Below are 14,915 nucleotides of genomic sequence, written 5' to 3'. Positions count from 1 at the left end.
GCTTTGTTTAAATATACGTGGAATAGGGATAATAACAACCAGGTATCGGTGAAAAGTAAAAAAGCCCCGTTGAGCGGAGCTTTTGAGGAGATATGAAGACAGAAATGGTTAAACGAGTTTATTAAATTCCTTTTTCACATGTCTTAACCGGAAAGCGAATAGGATGCTGAGTACGCCCATCATCCAGAAGGAAGCGGCCATAATACCTAGTATGGTGGCAACACCGAGGGCAGGATTATCCAGGATAAAGATAGAGAGCATGATCAGTATGATGCCGCCTACGAGCAACCAGCCCCAGTTGGGGATCTTTTCCATACTGAGTTGAATAGAAAATACGATGGTACTGATACCTCGGAAAAGAAACCAGAATCCCAGGAAAATAGGGATCACGGCCATGCTGACAGATGGATAGATCATTAATAATAATCCTACTACCAGGTCAACTATACCTGCAGCGAGCGACCATCCCCAGCCATACATATGTTGGCGATTGGAGATTGCGAAAGAAATTTCAAATATTCCGGATACAAACAGGGTAACGGCAAAGAATATACTGAGTAATACATAGCTACCGAATGGATTTGAAAATACAACGAACCCCGCAATAAGGAATATGATCCCATTGATCAGGTACAGCCACCAGTATTTTACGTTACTTCGGATAGTAGATAAGAGGTTAGACATATGTATTTTTTTTAATTAAAATGAAGACATTGCTACTTCCCTAACACATGCCTTTGTAAAAAGTTCAACCGGGGTGGCGGGGGCTCAGGTAAATCAGTTAACTTTGCCACCTGATTTAAATCATTTTAATAACGATTTCTGGAAACTATCTTTGTGAGATGAATAATGCGATTAAGCAACAGAGGGGCCGACCTATTTGGTGGCATCAAGCGGATTTCCTGGGCATACATCTGGTGCCCTTTCTGGCGTTCTTTACCGGAACAACAGCGTTCGACTGGATTTTGTGTGTAGCACTGTATGTAGTGCGTATGTTTTTCGTAACGGCTGGTTATCACCGTTATTTCTCCCACAGAGCGTTTAAGACGTCGCGTTTCTTCCAGTTTATTCTTGCTGGCGGGGCGCAGAGCAGTTTACAGAAAGGAGCGTTATGGTGGTCTGCCAATCACCGTATTCACCATAAGCACAGTGATACGGCTGAAGATCCGCACTCTGCGAATGTGTATGGTATCTGGTATGCGCATATTGGCTGGATCATGGGGCCGGAGTATAAGCCTACCCGTTATGATCTGATTAAAGATCATAAAGCGAAGGAACTTTTCTGGTTAAACAAATGGCATATGGTGCCTGCTGTTATTCTGGCGGTTGCATGTTATTTTGTGGGTAACAAAGTAAATGGTACTGGTTGGTTTGACTGGCATGCAGGTTTATCTACCTTATTCATTGGTTTCTTTGCCAGCACTATTTTCCTGTATCATGGTACATTCACTATCAACTCCCTGATGCACAAAATTGGTCGTCAGCGTTATGTAACCGGCGATCAGTCCCGCAACAGTGTGTGGCTGGCGTTGATTACGTTGGGTGAAGGATGGCATAACAACCACCACTATTATCAGAGTTCTGCTCGTCAAGGTTTCTACTGGTGGGAAGTTGACATCACTTATTATGTACTGAAAATGCTCAGCGCAGTAGGTCTGGTATGGGAAATTCGTCCTGTTCCTGCGAAAGTGAGAGAGAGCAATAAGATTAATAATGTAAAAGATGGTAGTGCACTGAATGAAGTGAGAGCGTAACAGCCACCGTCTGCAGAGAATATAAAAGGTCGTCCGGTTTTCCGAGACGACCTTTCTTTTTGCCACTTATTCTTTTTGAGGTTAACCACAACACACTACACGATATAATATTTTTCACTACTGCTCTGTATACATAGAAGCATGTACGATTAAGATACCCAGACCGTCACGGAAAGGCAGAAGGAGACTTGATCACAGGCGAATTAAAAATGATGGAAAATCCAGGTTTAATGACAACCTTCCTGTAAGCAGCACAGCAGTAATGATTTAGTTTTGGTTTGGTTGATTTGTTATATGCAAGTTCATCAATAGACTTTAGAAGATCAATACCGCCGCGGGGTGATTTTCCTCGTCCTATACCTGTACAAAAATGGCATATTGCAGGAGCTCCTGCACATTCCGGCAATGCAATTTTTGCATAATATTCCTCCGATGTGTTTTTACGGTATCTATGGAGATGAACAGTTGTCGGGATATCATGGGATTCGTATAGCCACGGACGATCAGCTGAAAGACATCTCGTTCCCGGGTAGAAAGGGACTGATAGTTTTCTGCATGCGTCATTTTGAAGAGAGAGCTTTTGAGCATCCTGTTTAGGAGGAAAATATATTCATTCAGTGCTTCGCTGTCTATCTCCAATTTGAGTTCCATCTGGCCAGGGGTTAAGCTTTTCACGCGGATAGCCGGTGCGGACACCGGTTTACCAACGGTTTTCCTTTCCAACCATGGCAGCGCTTCTTCCACGTGTGCGAAAAACCGTGTACTTAACTGGGCCTGTCCTTCTTCCAACATATTGGCCAGCGACAGCTGGTGCAGCATGTTATCTCCCACTAATATGGCTACTCTTCCATCAAATCCTTTCTGGGCAGCGTCTACATTCAGGAATTGATCTGTCCATGCCTGCAACTCTGGTGTGAGCACAAACTGACAGTTCTGGTTATGCCATAAGGCATGTTTGGGTCCTACCCTATACCATATTTCATGGAAGTTTTTAATACCAGCAGTATACTCTTCTGCTGTATTACAGGCATTCCAGCTGGTGGAAAGAATCCTGCTTTTTTCGTATAGGTCAACTGAAATGCTATCAGTCGTAGTCACATGCTCCATAGTCAGTGGGCTCTGGGTTGATAAAATAGATATAGTAAGTGGTAACGGGGGAAAACGATTATTTCTAAATTAGTACTAAAATACTATTTTTCCATTTATCTTGATCAAAAATCCTTGCATGACAGTATATTCTCCCCGGACGGACAGGTACGAACATATGCCTTACAACAGATGTGGAAAAAGTGGGTTACGACTACCGGCCATCTCCCTGGGTTTATGGCATAATTTCGGGTCAACAGATATTTTCGAGAATGGACGGAGTATCATCCGGCATGCCTTTGATCGGGGTATTACTCATTTTGATCTGGCGAATAATTATGGGCCTGTTCCTGGCAGTGCAGAAGAGAATTTCGGGCATATCCTGAAGAAAGATTTTGGAGGGCATTTACGGGATGAAATGGTCATTTCCACTAAAGCAGGCTATGTGATGTGGCCGGGTCCTTATGGCGACAAAGGCAGTCGTAAATACCTGATATCAAGTCTGGATCAGAGTTTAAAACGTATGCAGTTAGATTATGTGGACATTTTCTATTCTCATCGTCCGGACCCTGAAACCCCTATAGAAGAAACTATGGGCGCACTACACAGCATAGTGCAACAGGGGAAGGCATTGTATGTAGGTCTTTCCAATTACAATGCCGCTCAAACGGCCGAAGCAGTTGCCGTATTACATTCCCTGGGTACGCCTTGTCTGATTCATCAGCCTAAATACAGCATGTTTGAGCGATGGGTAGAAAATGGTTTACTGGATGTGCTGGAGGCTAATGGCGTGGGATGCATTCCTTTTTCGCCGCTGGCACAGGGATTACTGACAGGAAAGTATTTGCAGGGTATTCCGACAGGCAGCCGTGCGAGCAGGCCTGGCGGCTTTTTACAGGAGAAAGATATTACGCCGGAGAAATTGCAGAAGATTCAGCAGTTGTATGCCCTGGCGCAGGAAAGGGGCCAGAGTTTAGCGCAAATGGCGCTTGCCTGGGTCATGAGAGATCCGCGTATCACTACGGTGTTGATTGGCGCCAGCTCTACCGCGCAGCTGGATGACAACCTGGCCGCCTTAGACAAGCGCGTTTTCAGCGACACGGAGCTGACCCGGATAGAAACGATATTACAATCATAGATCTCTACCCGAAAGAATTAACGGCGCTGCCTATACGAAGAGCGGCGCCGTTTTTTTTATTTACGGGTTCTTTTGGCGCGGACATACTGAATGGGCCAGGTCATATCCTGGAAATCCAGTTCAGCGGCGGCTCGCAGGGGGAAATATGGATCACGGAGGAGTTCCCTCGCCATCAGCACCAGGTCTGCCCGGCCATCAGCGATGATCTCATTGGCTTCTGTGGAGGTAGTAATTAATCCTACTGCTCCTGTTGGAATCCCTGTTTCTCTTTTAATCTGTTCTGCGAAGGGCACCTGATATAATGGACCTACCGGAATTTTCTGATCTTTTGAAAGTCCGCCGCTGCTGGTATCGATGAGGTCTACCCCTTCTTCTTTCAGTACAGCTGCCAGTTTCACGGATTCTTCCGGCGTCCAGCCGCCTGGCGTCCAATCGGTGGCCGAGATACGAACCAATAAGGGATATTGTTGAGGAATGACCGCTCTTACAGCAGCTGTTATTTCCAGGATGAGTCGGATTCTGTTTTCGAAGGAGCCGCCGTAGTTATCTGATCGTTGGTTGCTGAGTGGCGACAGGAAGCTATGGATGAGATAGCCGTGGGCTCCGTGTAGTTCTATCACTTCAAAACCTGCTCTGATAGCTCTTTCAGCGGCAGTAGCAAAGTCATGAATAACCTTTCTGATACCTTCCAGTGTGAGGGCTTCCGGCATTGGATATACCTCATTAAAAGGTATGGCGCTGGGAGCTACGGCTGTCCAGCCACCCTGATCAGGAGGAACGGCTTTATTGCCATCCCAGGGGCGGTAGGTGCTGGCTTTTCTGCCTGCGTGGGCCAGTTGGATACCTGGTACTGCTCCTTGTGCCTTAATGAACTGCGTAATACGTTGCAGCATGGTCAGGTGTTCCTCTTTCCAGATACCGAGGTCCTGCGGAGAGATACGTCCTTCCGGGGAAACGGCGGCTGCTTCCGTGAGGACGAGCGCGGCCCCTCCTACTGCTCTTGAACCCAGGTGAACGAGATGCCAGTCGTTGGCGAAGCCGTCTTCGGAGGAATATTCGCACATGGGCGAAACAGCGATGCGGTTTTTGAGGGTAATGGAGCGGAGTTGGAGTGGCTGAAAGAGGTGTATCATGGTTTCGGAATTATGATTCAATTAGTACTGTTAAAGATACGAAAAGGAAAGCCTCCCGGAATGCATCCGAGAGGCTCTTAATTGAGATGATGATTAATCAAAAATCAGTTTGATTGCAAACGATATGCTTCTGCTTGGGAATCGATTACATTCCTGAATGTATTTTCTTCAGGATGTCCTCCTTTTTGGTAGCGTTTTGTATCCACATTGTACCAGGCGTTCTGGCCTTCAATCATTGTACCGAGGTAGCTTGCAAATGCTTTTACAACCGAATTAAACTCTCCAAAGTCCGGCTGATTTTTTTGCAATGCTACAAGGTCAGCTACATCTTTATCGTGAATACGCATGGCTTCTGTACACGCATCTTCAAAAGACAGATTGTATTCTTTTTGGACAACGAATACAAGATTCATAACCTCGCGCCCCATGTCTTTTTCAAGGGAGAAAAAGTCATTGCACCAGGCAAAAATACGAGACGTAAGTGCGTACAATTGTTTCATATAAGCGTGATCCATAATTTCATTTGGTAGAATAGTTCCTGTTTGAATTTCGATAAGATCCAGAAACGCGTGTACGCCGATTGTAATTTCTCGTATAGTCATAAACGTAGCCAGGGAAGGATGGACTTTGTTCGTCTTGTAGGGTGCTTCCCATTGCATACTGTCGATGAACACTCTTACATGTTCATTAAATCGTTGCATCCAGATGTCCGGCATGAATGCTCGGAGCTCGTTCCTCACGACCACCAGTTCATGAAAGATAGGATGCTCATCTAGCAGCACCTTATCTCCGTTTAGAATATCTACTACGCGTTGACTGAGCCCTTGTAGCTGCAGTTCATTACAATGTTCGTAATAGTCATCAAACACGGTTCCCCAGAGCATAAATCGCCCACAGGGTTCAAATTTTTGGAAGTCGTGGATGTCTGGCAAACATCGCGCGGTGATGTAGCCAAAATTGGAGAGTTTGTACTTCATCTGCATCTGTTTCGGGAGAAACTGGTATCGTTCATCGATCCAGTTATCAGTTGCAGTCTTTACCATATCCGCATGCGGATTCATTAAACCCGGAAATGGATACCGGGGTTTTGGATAGTTGACCCTTTCCATAAAGTTGGATTTTAAATTAACAAATAATAAATAATTGAAATGTATAATGACAAATCAGTTAAATGACTAGATGTAACCGGGAAAGGGCTTTTCCGGTAAAAGAAGCGTCAGCGGTAGGAAACAGATAAGTAACGGGACGAAAAATTCACATGCAATCAAAGCCCGTTACCAGCAGGAAATACGGGTATGGATAAAAGAAAAAGCAGTCAAAAACTCTTAGCTATGTTTGAAGTATTTATCTAGAACAAAATGCAACTGTTTAAATTCCACAGGTTTAGTGATATACTCGTTGGCACCAGCGTTAATGGCTTCTTCGATTGACTCTTTAAACGCATCACCGGAAATGGCGATAACCGGGATGTCTTTTAGCGTATTACTCTCTCTTATGGCTTTGAGTGTATCCATTCCACTCATGACAGGCATATGTGTGTCAAGGAAAATGATATCAGGTTTATCTTCCTGGGCTTTTTCCAGACCTTCCATGCCGTCGTTGGCGACCACAACATGACATTCCAGTTCTTTCAGATACTTAGTAATGATAACCTGACTCATAAGGTTATCCTCCATAATTAATATCTTCAGATCTTTAAAATGGCCTGAGCGCAGGTGCAAGGACTTTGAGAAGTCGATTAGTACACCTTCTGTACCTGTTTTCAGCGGAAAAGCCAGTGCGAACACAGACCCTTTATCGCTGCTGCTAAGGAGTGTAAGGTTTCCTCCGCAGATTTCGGCCAGTCTTTTACCAATGGATAAGCCCAGTCCTGAACTTTCAAAATATTTTACATTTTCCGATACAAATGCATCAAAAATGGAAGTTTGCATCTCGGGCTTTATTCCCAGCCCTTCATCAATGACTTTGACAACAATATTAGAATCTTCTCTACATACATTTACGTAAACTTTGCTATTCTCGTTTGTAAATTTTATGGCATTGGAAAGTAAATTATTTAAAATCTGTGTAAGTTTCACTAAATCAGCGATAATATCCTGTGGAAGGTCTTCCGCTATTTGTAATTTAATGGCTACTCCTTTTATCTTGGCATTATAGGTATGGAGGTTAACTGCATCTTTTAACCATTCTCTAAGGAGGAATCTGTCATTTTTAAGACAATCTATTTTACCCGCTTGAAATTTAGAGAACTCAAGGATATTATTGATGATAGAACGAATGTTATAGCTTGCCATATACAAATGTTCCACAAGTGGCCTGATGGTATCTTTGTCGATTGTCTTTTTATCATTGTCTTTTTCTAGATTCAGTAAAAGCAATTGACTAATGCCAAAAACAGCGTTCAATGGCGATCTTATTTCGTGGCTGGTTTCCTGTACGAAAAGAGTTTTATAGAAATTTGCGGCTTCAAGTACTTTCGTGTGTTCATCGTTTAGTCTTACATAAAAGAGAATTACCAGGATATTAATAAACAATATAACAGGAATAGCCATCCAACGTATTAATATTTGGTAACGTAAAACGCTGGCCAGAGGTGCAAGAAAATTGAACTGGTTATTTAGTTCCAGGAATACAAGACATATAACTGCCATTGTTATACAAACAACCCTCATTGATTTTTGTCTGAATAATATCAATGAGGCACTAACCAAACATAGCACTAGCAACTGTATAGCGGAAACAGCGCCAAAGATAACCCCGAAGTAAATGGCAGAAAGATTTTGTATCGCCAGCATTGTAGCAGCTGCCAGTACATACCTTCTTTTGCTGTTAATAAAAATTACAAGGTAAAATAACATTCCTTCTGCCAAAGAAGGATAAAGAATCCATTTCTCTTTTAGGAGAATAGCGAGAAAAGTCCCTAATACAAAAGCAAACGTTCCAGTTGCCAGGCTTAGGGTATTAACCAACATAATTCTTTTTCTATCATCACCGCCAATTTCGGCAGTTCCTGTTTCACGCAAACTCCTAATGAAATTCTTTACGTTCATTTGTAATAGTTTAGCCTTAAGGGTTATTGGCAGAGGGCATTAACACATTCGGTTTTCATCGACAATCAAGAATAACAGTTGTATACACGGCATTCCGCCGTCACACTGCAATATATGTAATTTACACAAGAACAACTCAACTAATCGAGATTAAAAAACATGCAGTAAATATTCTCAGAGGTCCTTATTTTCCCTCTTGCAACAAATTCTCTATGCCGATGAATACAGAAACCAGCGCCAGTTTCCGAGAAATATCCGGTCGTGTATGGATGCGTTTTCTCTCCATTTATTTATTGCTTTACCTACTACATGCTCAGTATTTCCTGACTTCTCTTCCCGGAATCAGTTCTGTATGGTTGTGGCTAACCACCCAAACAGGCCGATTGTTGAAAGGAGCCAGTTATGTAAATGATGTACACGCCACTGGTAGTGGGGATACTTTATATCACTTTGTGAGTGTCTTTGCCTGCTTGTTATTGGCCGTTGCCGGTACTATGATCTGGAGTTTGGTAGACTCCAGGCGACGCTCTTTTGAGCGGCAGCAGTACTGGATAACTGTCATCTTCCGATATAATCTTGCCTTGATACTATTTAGTTATGGCTTCAGTAAGGTGATCAAGACACAATTTCCTGATGCCTCTTTGTTTATGCTGGATTCGCCGTTGGGTGAATCTTCTCCTATGGGACTTGCCTGGAAATTCTTTGGTTATTCAACAGGATATAACCTGTTTCTTGGACTGGCAGAAGTCATTCCTGGTATTTTGCTGTTGTTCCGTAGGACCAGCCTTGCTGGCGCTCTTCTGTCTGTCGGGGTAATGGGGAATGTTGCGCTGCTGAACATCTTTTATGATATACCTGTCAAGTTATTTTCGATACATCTCGTTCTGGTGTCTCTGTTTATTGCTGGGCCGGAGATCAAACGTTTATACTATTTCTTCTTTACGAAGAAGGTAACGCCTCCCTCCCAGCAGTATGTACCTGTATATACGAAGCGAATACGAAAATATATTTATCTCTCCCTAAAAATTCTTAGCATATTGGTAATCATTGCTTTGGAAACGTTAGGTATCATTGAATTGAGAGAAGGGTCCAATGAGCTTAATCTACATCCTCCGCTCTATGGCATTTATGTCGTACAGCAGCGCCAGGTATCTCCGGCGGCGCCGGTCCATTACCAGGAACTACAGCAGTTATATCTGGATAAAGCTTACAAGGGAACTTTACGCTTACAATCTGCCGGCGTGGTTCGATGCCGATATAATACGGATACTACGAAGCAAATATTAACGATTTATACAAAGCTGGATACCCTTCAGTTTCATTATCGGCAACTACCTGAAAACAGGCTGGAATTGTCTGGTATCCTGGTCAAGGACACACTGCACTTCCAGCTGCTGGCAGCAGATCTGAAAAGATTTACGTTGATACAGCAACCATTCAGATGGGTAGCGGAGCATCCCTACAACAAATAGTAAGGTTTTTGCATAATGATATAGCAGTACCAAATCTATTTCGATGAAAAACTACATCTATAGCATGCTGGTATGCTGCTTACTAACTTTATCCGGTTGCCAGATTATAGGCGCTATTTTCAAAGCGGGCGTCTGGGTGGGCATTCTAATTGTTGTGGTCGTAGTGGCATTGATTATCTGGCTAATTTCCAAGGGAATGAACCGGGATTAACCTAAGTACTTTGAATGCCGGATGCTCACCGCATCCGGCATTATTTTATGTGGCAAAAAATATCCAACATGTGGACGTGGCGGGTGCGGTGGTGAAGGTGGCCGTCTGGGCGGCACACAACCAGCAGCTATAAGTATAACAACGCCTGTGATAAGCAGTAACTTCTTCATAACACAGTGTTTTGATACAATAATATACCTACAAATCCGGGGCCTGACTTTCACATAAATTATAAAAATTAGTCTTTATAATTTTGTAGTATACAAAAAATTACTACTTTTGCCTCCCATCTTACGGATGGGTTCACCGGAAATTTCGGGACGTAGCGCAGCCCGGTAGCGCACTAGCATGGGGTGCTAGGGGTCGCAAGTTCGAATCTTGTCGTCCCGACTTAGTGAAGAAGCCTTACAACATTGAGTTGTAGGGCTTTTTTGTTTGTGGTATTTCCTTCGAACTACATATGCCCAGTTGGTAAAATCAATTATAAATCGTAATATTGCGATAATAAAAACAAACTATTTTATAAATGATCGAATGCTGCGATATAATTAAAGTGGTGGAGGACTTCTACCAAGCCCTGTATCTATACGCATTAAAACAACTAAAGGACGAACATCCAGCAAAAGATGCCGTACAGGAAGTAATGTACCGCATTACACAGGCACATAATAAAGGTACCACCATTAGTAATATCCGAGCCTGGTTATATCAGACATTACGCCACGTAATTGCAGATCACTACAGGCAACATGGCAAATCGATTGTTGAATTCTCCGATGATATAAATGAATTCGAAATAGAAAATTCTCCAGAAGAAACCACCTCCATTCTTAATGACGGGATGCGAGCTATCATCCAATTACTACCGCCTAAGTATGCAACCCCACTGACCTGGAGTGACATAGATGGTATCTCTCAAAAGGTAGTCGCCAAAAAGCTTGGCATCTCCCTATCAGCCGCTAAAATGAGGATACAACGAGCCAGAGAAAAATTATACCACCTATTCAATGAGTGCTGCGATATAGTTTATGACAAAAATGGCGCTTTCGCCTCCTGTTCCATAAAAGACAGTTGCCAAGCCTTGCAGGAAATAGAACATTGCCTCAAAAAATAATCTTTTCTAAAAGACACTCGAAAAAGTGTCTTTTTTGTTTCCAATCCGACTTCTAAATAAAAGAAGCATATGGAAACAAGTAAAGTGCTCATATTTGAGTTAGGTGGTTGTTGCTCAACCAGTCTTATGAATCCTTCTCATTATTCTGACCTTAATCAGTTGGAATCTTTCTCCCAGGACCTATACCAGTTTGGAATCAGCCTTCAGCGCATCAATGCGGCTCTCAAGCCAGACTTATTGAATAAGGTTCCAGGTATTGACAATTTTTTACTGGATAAAACAATGGACGTATTTCCCATTACAGTAGTAAACAACTTGATTGTTAAATCCGGCGGATACCCCAATCAGGCTGAGATACTGGAATGGACAGCTACAAATAAAGGTGCGAAAGAAAATAGTTAAACATTATGAATAGAACAGCATTAAAACCATATTTCCCTTCGGAAATAACTTTCTCTAAATATATATTCTTTACCGGTAAGGGTGGTGTAGGTAAAACTTCTCTTGCCTGTGCTACTGCTGTAGCTTTAGCAGATAGTGGAAGCAAAGTATTACTGATTAGTACTGATCCGGCATCCAATTTACAAGATGTATTTGATACAGATATCAATAATAAAGGAGTCACTATTACTCAGGTTCCTAACCTTACGGTCACTAATCTGAATCCGGAAGAAGCTGCACATGAGTATAAAGAATCCATCATTGCTCCATATCGTGGCAAGATACCGGAAATGATGATCCGTAATATGGAAGAACAGCTTTCCGGCTCCTGCACGGTGGAAATTGCAGCATTCAATGAGTTCTCTGAAATTATAACCAGTAACGCAAAGTCAGCAGAATACGATTACATCCTTTTTGACACAGCTCCGACCGGTCACACCCTAAGAATGCTGGAACTACCGTCAGCCTGGGATAACTATATCAGCCATGATGCTCCATCTGATAACTATATAGGGCAATTATCTGGAATGAAGGAAAAGCAGGCTATATACAAAGAAGCTGTTAACCGTTTATCTGATCCGCTATTGACTACACTTGTGCTGGTATCCAGACCTGATTTTACACCCTTGCAAGAAGTAGCCCGCTCTTCCAATGAACTTTGGGATCTTAAGATCAGAAATCAGTGGATAGTAATTAATGCCCTGCTGCAACAGCCTGAAACTGATGATCTGCTGGCTGCGGAGCTTTTTCATAAACAAACCAGTGCATTGAAAAATGCACCAAAGGTACTTTCCAATAGTCTGACGTTTTTTGTACCACTTCGTTCATATAACCTTACGGGAGTGGATAATTTACGAAATTTTTTCTTCTCTGATAGTGTTAAAATCGTAACCGAAGAAGATATCACCACTAAGTATGAAAATCTAAATAGCCTGGTTGAATATCTCTATGCTACTAATAAACGAGTAGTATTTACAATGGGGAAAGGTGGGGTTGGAAAATCTACTATGGCAGCAGCCCTGGCAATAGGTTTATCAGACAAAGGCCAGAAGGTCCATCTGACAACAACTGACCCTGCCGATCATCTGAAATTCATTATTGCAGAAAATCAGCATCTTTCTATCAGCAATATTGATCCTGATAGAGAACTAGCACTGTACAAAAAGGAGGTGATTGAAAAAGCCCGGATAAGTGGAAAATCTGAAGAGGACATTGCCTATATAGTGGAAGATCTGCAGTCTCCTTGCACAAAGGAAATTGCCGTTTTCAGAGCATTTGCGGATATCGTAAAAAAAGCAGACGAAGAAGTAATTATTATCGATACTGCTCCTACCGGACATACCTTATTATTACTGGATAGTACCGAAAGCTATCATCGGGAAGTAGAACGCTCACATGGAGACATCCCGACATCTGTAAAAAATCTACTTCCCAGATTAAGAGATAGCAAAGAAACCGAAGTAATAATTGTTACGCTGCCGGAAGCCACACCTGTACTGGAAGCCGAGCGTCTGAAAGTAGACCTTTCAAGAGCTGGTATAGGCAACACCTGGTGGATTGTAAATAATAGTATGAGTAATACTACTACTAACAATCTTATACTGAAAGCGCGTGCACAAGGTGAAAAACGTTGGCTCCGTCACATACAGCAATTGACAAAAGACCACATGGTACTTGTTCCATGGCAACACGAAGAGTTGAAAGGAGATCAGTTAAAAATTGTTTTACAAAAATAAAAGAGAACTATGGCAGAAACAAAATCCGGAAATTTCTGGGAGAAACTCACTAACATCAAAAATGATAGCTGCTGTATGCCTGTTACTGAAACAAAACGACCAGTAGAGGCATTTATACAAAAAGAGAATGACAAGACTCATGGTGCTGAGATCAATACAGATCAGTCAAAAGAGAAGTGTTGCAGTTAAACAATCCAGGAGATAATTGCCATGGCAGTTATCTCCTTTTACTATGCCTATTCACCTATTACAAACTATTCAAACCATCTGTAATGAAAAAAACATTGATCGCAGGCAGCGGTATTATCGCAGCCTTATTAGCTTCTACCTGTTGCTTATCTCCTTTACTGGCTTTGGCAGGCATGCTGGGAATTGGGGTTGCTCAGCTAACTTTCCTGATGAGTATCAAGCCGTATCTGATTATTTTAAGTCTAATGGCACTTGGATACAATCTGTATAAAGCTTATCAGCCTGCAAATCAGCCATGCTGTGCAGTTACAACTGGTAAAGAAAAAAAATCAAATAATTTCTTCAATTCAAAATTATTCTTGTGGACTATTATCATTATCACACTATTGATACTAGTCCTCCCCTATTACGGTCAAGCGCAAACGAAAACTCGTGCATCTGCCGCAAAACCGCAAATTAAACAAGCCGAATATTATGTAGAAAAACTCACTCAGGGTTGTTGCGTTGGGATTGTAGAATATTCACTTAAAAAAGTAGATGGATATCTGAGGTCTGAAGCTGATGTTGCAAAGAGACAGTTAGTAGTGTGGTATGATGCTAACAAAACTAGCGAAGGAAAGATTCAGGAAGCAATTGATAAAACACCATATAAGGCTGTATTAAAAAGCGTCAAGAAATAAAGTCGTCTATCCGACAATTATTAAAGTGGATATTTTGATACTATATTATACAATTTCTATACTAAGGTGAAAGCACTATTGACATAGGAAGTAATCCTGTGAGTAGATCCCAAGCTCCTTTACCAACACATTGAACTAAAATAAATTACGATATCAGGGCGTCGCATAATCGTCCCAACTTAATGAAGAAGCCTTACAGCATTGATTTGTAAGGCTTTTTATTTGCTGTACTTTCCCCGAATGGGCGCAAAAGGAAAATCCCAAAGGAGAAATAAATATTGACAATTATTTAGGTAGAATCAGACGACGAAGATTTCAACTATTCCTCCTCTTAGCACAAACTCCTAGCTTTTTTTCAAACCAAAATAGGATGCCTCAAATAATAATTTTGAGACACCCTCTTTATTATCTAGATGTTTTTAATAGCCCATCATACCGCAACGGCCTGTAATACCTTGAAACCTTTAAAATTGCAGAGCAACTACAACTATAAAGGGATACTCAGTTATTGCACCAATGAGCTGTATTTTTAAATGTTACTAATTTCTAATTACTAAATTCACAGTTGCATTAAAAGGAATATTATAATCAGACAACGTGAAGCCATCCTGTAGTATTTTGCCAGCATAGATCAATGTTTGTCTAGTAGGATCTATTCCTGCTTTTTGAGCTATTTGTTGCTTTACATATTCAATGGTATCAGAATATTCCGCATAAATAGTGATTATACCGATACCGCTCGCAGACTTAATGAAAATGAACTGGTCAAGCCTTTTTGTTGACTTGGAGACAGTAGATGTTATAGGATTGGCAAATGAAGACAAAGAGGCTGTAGCCAACATGGTGAGTAAACACACAAAGGAAAATCTTTTCATTGTTATGGGTTTTAAGGATATAAGGGCCGCAATATA

15 protein-coding genes and 1 tRNA gene are annotated in these 14,915 nt (G+C 41.8%); 10 read left to right on the top strand and 6 right to left on the bottom strand.

Annotation, left to right across the window (positions count from 1 at the left end; translation table 11 throughout):
• Window positions 1–108: 108 nt before the first annotated feature.
• On the bottom strand, window positions 109–684 hold the full coding sequence (locus CLV59_RS14980; RefSeq protein WP_111592844.1) for an HdeD family acid-resistance protein: 576 nt from the start codon (window positions 682–684) through the stop codon (window positions 109–111).
• A 158-nt stretch (window positions 685–842) separates the two neighbouring features.
• Between CLV59_RS14980 and CLV59_RS14975 the strand changes: the two genes are divergently transcribed.
• Entirely contained in the window at window positions 843–1,754 is a 912-nt protein-coding gene (locus tag CLV59_RS14975; RefSeq protein WP_111592843.1) for an acyl-CoA desaturase, read from the top strand.
• A gap of 354 nt (window positions 1,755–2,108) precedes the next feature.
• On the opposite strand, the gene CLV59_RS14970 is transcribed toward CLV59_RS14975, so the two are convergent.
• The gene (locus tag CLV59_RS14970) at window positions 2,109–2,861 is read right to left on the bottom strand and encodes a helix-turn-helix transcriptional regulator (protein ID WP_111592842.1); all 753 of its coding nucleotides are present in this window, start codon (window positions 2,859–2,861) and stop codon (window positions 2,109–2,111) included.
• A 118-nt stretch (window positions 2,862–2,979) separates the two neighbouring features.
• On the opposite strand from CLV59_RS14970, the gene mgrA reads away from it, so the two are divergent.
• Window positions 2,980–3,978, top strand: a complete 999-nt coding sequence (gene mgrA / locus CLV59_RS14965; protein WP_111592841.1) for an L-glyceraldehyde 3-phosphate reductase — start codon at window positions 2,980–2,982, stop codon at window positions 3,976–3,978.
• Window positions 3,979–4,034: 56 nt separating this feature from the next.
• Here the strand turns inward: mgrA and CLV59_RS14960 are convergent, their stop codons facing one another.
• From CLV59_RS14960 to CLV59_RS14950, 3 genes are all read right to left on the bottom strand, one after another.
• Entirely contained in the window at window positions 4,035–5,111 is a 1,077-nt protein-coding gene (locus CLV59_RS14960; protein ID WP_111592840.1) for an NADH:flavin oxidoreductase/NADH oxidase, read from the bottom strand.
• 104 nt (window positions 5,112–5,215) lie between these two features.
• The gene (locus tag CLV59_RS14955) at window positions 5,216–6,220 is read right to left on the bottom strand and encodes a terpene synthase family protein (RefSeq protein ID WP_111592839.1); all 1,005 of its coding nucleotides are present in this window, start codon (window positions 6,218–6,220) and stop codon (window positions 5,216–5,218) included.
• A 216-nt stretch (window positions 6,221–6,436) separates the two neighbouring features.
• Window positions 6,437–8,161, bottom strand: a complete 1,725-nt coding sequence (locus CLV59_RS14950) for an ATP-binding response regulator (RefSeq protein ID WP_111592838.1) — start codon at window positions 8,159–8,161, stop codon at window positions 6,437–6,439.
• 218 nt (window positions 8,162–8,379) lie between these two features.
• On the opposite strand from CLV59_RS14950, the gene CLV59_RS14945 reads away from it, so the two are divergent.
• The 8 genes from CLV59_RS14945 to CLV59_RS14910 all read left to right on the top strand — a co-directional run bounded on the left by CLV59_RS14945 (window position 8,380) and on the right by CLV59_RS14910 (window position 14,004).
• Window positions 8,380–9,633 (top strand): hypothetical protein, encoded by a 1,254-nt coding sequence (locus CLV59_RS14945; protein WP_146616203.1) that lies wholly within the window; start codon window positions 8,380–8,382, stop codon window positions 9,631–9,633.
• 43 nt (window positions 9,634–9,676) lie between these two features.
• A complete protein-coding gene (locus CLV59_RS14940; RefSeq protein WP_111592836.1) occupies window positions 9,677–9,844 on the top strand; it encodes a phosphatidate cytidylyltransferase in 168 nt (55 codons plus the stop codon).
• A 316-nt stretch (window positions 9,845–10,160) separates the two neighbouring features.
• Window positions 10,161–10,234: transfer RNA gene (locus CLV59_RS14935), tRNA-Pro, on the top strand.
• 136 nt (window positions 10,235–10,370) lie between these two features.
• Window positions 10,371–10,958, top strand: coding sequence for a sigma-70 family RNA polymerase sigma factor (locus tag CLV59_RS14930; protein WP_111592835.1), 588 nt, complete (start codon window positions 10,371–10,373; stop codon window positions 10,956–10,958).
• A gap of 69 nt (window positions 10,959–11,027) precedes the next feature.
• A complete protein-coding gene (locus CLV59_RS14925) occupies window positions 11,028–11,360 on the top strand; it encodes an arsenic metallochaperone ArsD family protein (protein WP_111592834.1) in 333 nt (110 codons plus the stop codon).
• A 5-nt stretch (window positions 11,361–11,365) separates the two neighbouring features.
• Window positions 11,366–13,135, top strand: a complete 1,770-nt coding sequence (gene arsA / locus CLV59_RS14920; protein WP_111592833.1) for an arsenical pump-driving ATPase — start codon at window positions 11,366–11,368, stop codon at window positions 13,133–13,135.
• Between the two features lie 9 nt (window positions 13,136–13,144).
• A complete protein-coding gene (locus tag CLV59_RS14915) occupies window positions 13,145–13,324 on the top strand; it encodes a hypothetical protein (RefSeq protein ID WP_111592832.1) in 180 nt (59 codons plus the stop codon).
• 83 nt (window positions 13,325–13,407) lie between these two features.
• Window positions 13,408–14,004, top strand: coding sequence for a mercuric transporter MerT family protein (locus CLV59_RS14910; protein WP_111592831.1), 597 nt, complete (start codon window positions 13,408–13,410; stop codon window positions 14,002–14,004).
• 539 nt (window positions 14,005–14,543) lie between these two features.
• Here CLV59_RS14910 and CLV59_RS14905 read toward each other — a convergent pair.
• Window positions 14,544–14,879: a ubiquitin-like protein gene (locus CLV59_RS14905; protein WP_111592830.1), complete on the bottom strand. Its 336-nt coding sequence runs from the start codon at window positions 14,877–14,879 to the stop codon at window positions 14,544–14,546.
• Window positions 14,880–14,915 lie beyond the last annotated feature (36 nt).

The sequence above is a fragment of the Chitinophaga dinghuensis genome (genome assembly GCF_003259435.1).
GTDB lineage: Bacteria > Bacteroidota > Bacteroidia > Chitinophagales > Chitinophagaceae > Chitinophaga > Chitinophaga dinghuensis.
This window is presented reverse-complemented; position numbering and strand designations above follow the sequence as displayed.

Excerpts from the sequence above, each read along its gene's own strand:
- CLV59_RS14975 (WP_111592843.1), top strand. The coding sequence starts at position 843 with ATGAATAATGCGATTAAGCAACAGAGGGGCCGACCTATTTGGTGGCAT.
- CLV59_RS14930 (WP_111592835.1), top strand. The coding sequence starts at position 10,371 with ATGATCGAATGCTGCGATATAATTAAAGTGGTGGAGGACTTCTACCAA.
- CLV59_RS14960 (WP_111592840.1), bottom strand. The coding sequence starts at position 5,111 with ATGATACACCTCTTTCAGCCACTCCAACTCCGCTCCATTACCCTCAAA.
- CLV59_RS14980 (WP_111592844.1), bottom strand. The coding sequence starts at position 684 with ATGTCTAACCTCTTATCTACTATCCGAAGTAACGTAAAATACTGGTGG.
- CLV59_RS14925 (WP_111592834.1), top strand. The coding sequence starts at position 11,028 with ATGGAAACAAGTAAAGTGCTCATATTTGAGTTAGGTGGTTGTTGCTCA.
- CLV59_RS14945 (WP_146616203.1), top strand. The coding sequence starts at position 8,380 with ATGAATACAGAAACCAGCGCCAGTTTCCGAGAAATATCCGGTCGTGTA.
- CLV59_RS14950 (WP_111592838.1), bottom strand. The coding sequence starts at position 8,161 with ATGAACGTAAAGAATTTCATTAGGAGTTTGCGTGAAACAGGAACTGCC.
- CLV59_RS14970 (WP_111592842.1), bottom strand. The coding sequence starts at position 2,861 with ATGGAGCATGTGACTACGACTGATAGCATTTCAGTTGACCTATACGAA.
- CLV59_RS14940 (WP_111592836.1), top strand. The coding sequence starts at position 9,677 with ATGAAAAACTACATCTATAGCATGCTGGTATGCTGCTTACTAACTTTA.
- arsA (WP_111592833.1), top strand. The coding sequence starts at position 11,366 with ATGAATAGAACAGCATTAAAACCATATTTCCCTTCGGAAATAACTTTC.
- CLV59_RS14955 (WP_111592839.1), bottom strand. The coding sequence starts at position 6,220 with ATGGAAAGGGTCAACTATCCAAAACCCCGGTATCCATTTCCGGGTTTA.
- mgrA (WP_111592841.1), top strand. The coding sequence starts at position 2,980 with ATGACAGTATATTCTCCCCGGACGGACAGGTACGAACATATGCCTTAC.
- CLV59_RS14905 (WP_111592830.1), bottom strand. The coding sequence starts at position 14,879 with ATGAAAAGATTTTCCTTTGTGTGTTTACTCACCATGTTGGCTACAGCC.
- CLV59_RS14910 (WP_111592831.1), top strand. The coding sequence starts at position 13,408 with ATGAAAAAAACATTGATCGCAGGCAGCGGTATTATCGCAGCCTTATTA.
- CLV59_RS14915 (WP_111592832.1), top strand. The coding sequence starts at position 13,145 with ATGGCAGAAACAAAATCCGGAAATTTCTGGGAGAAACTCACTAACATC.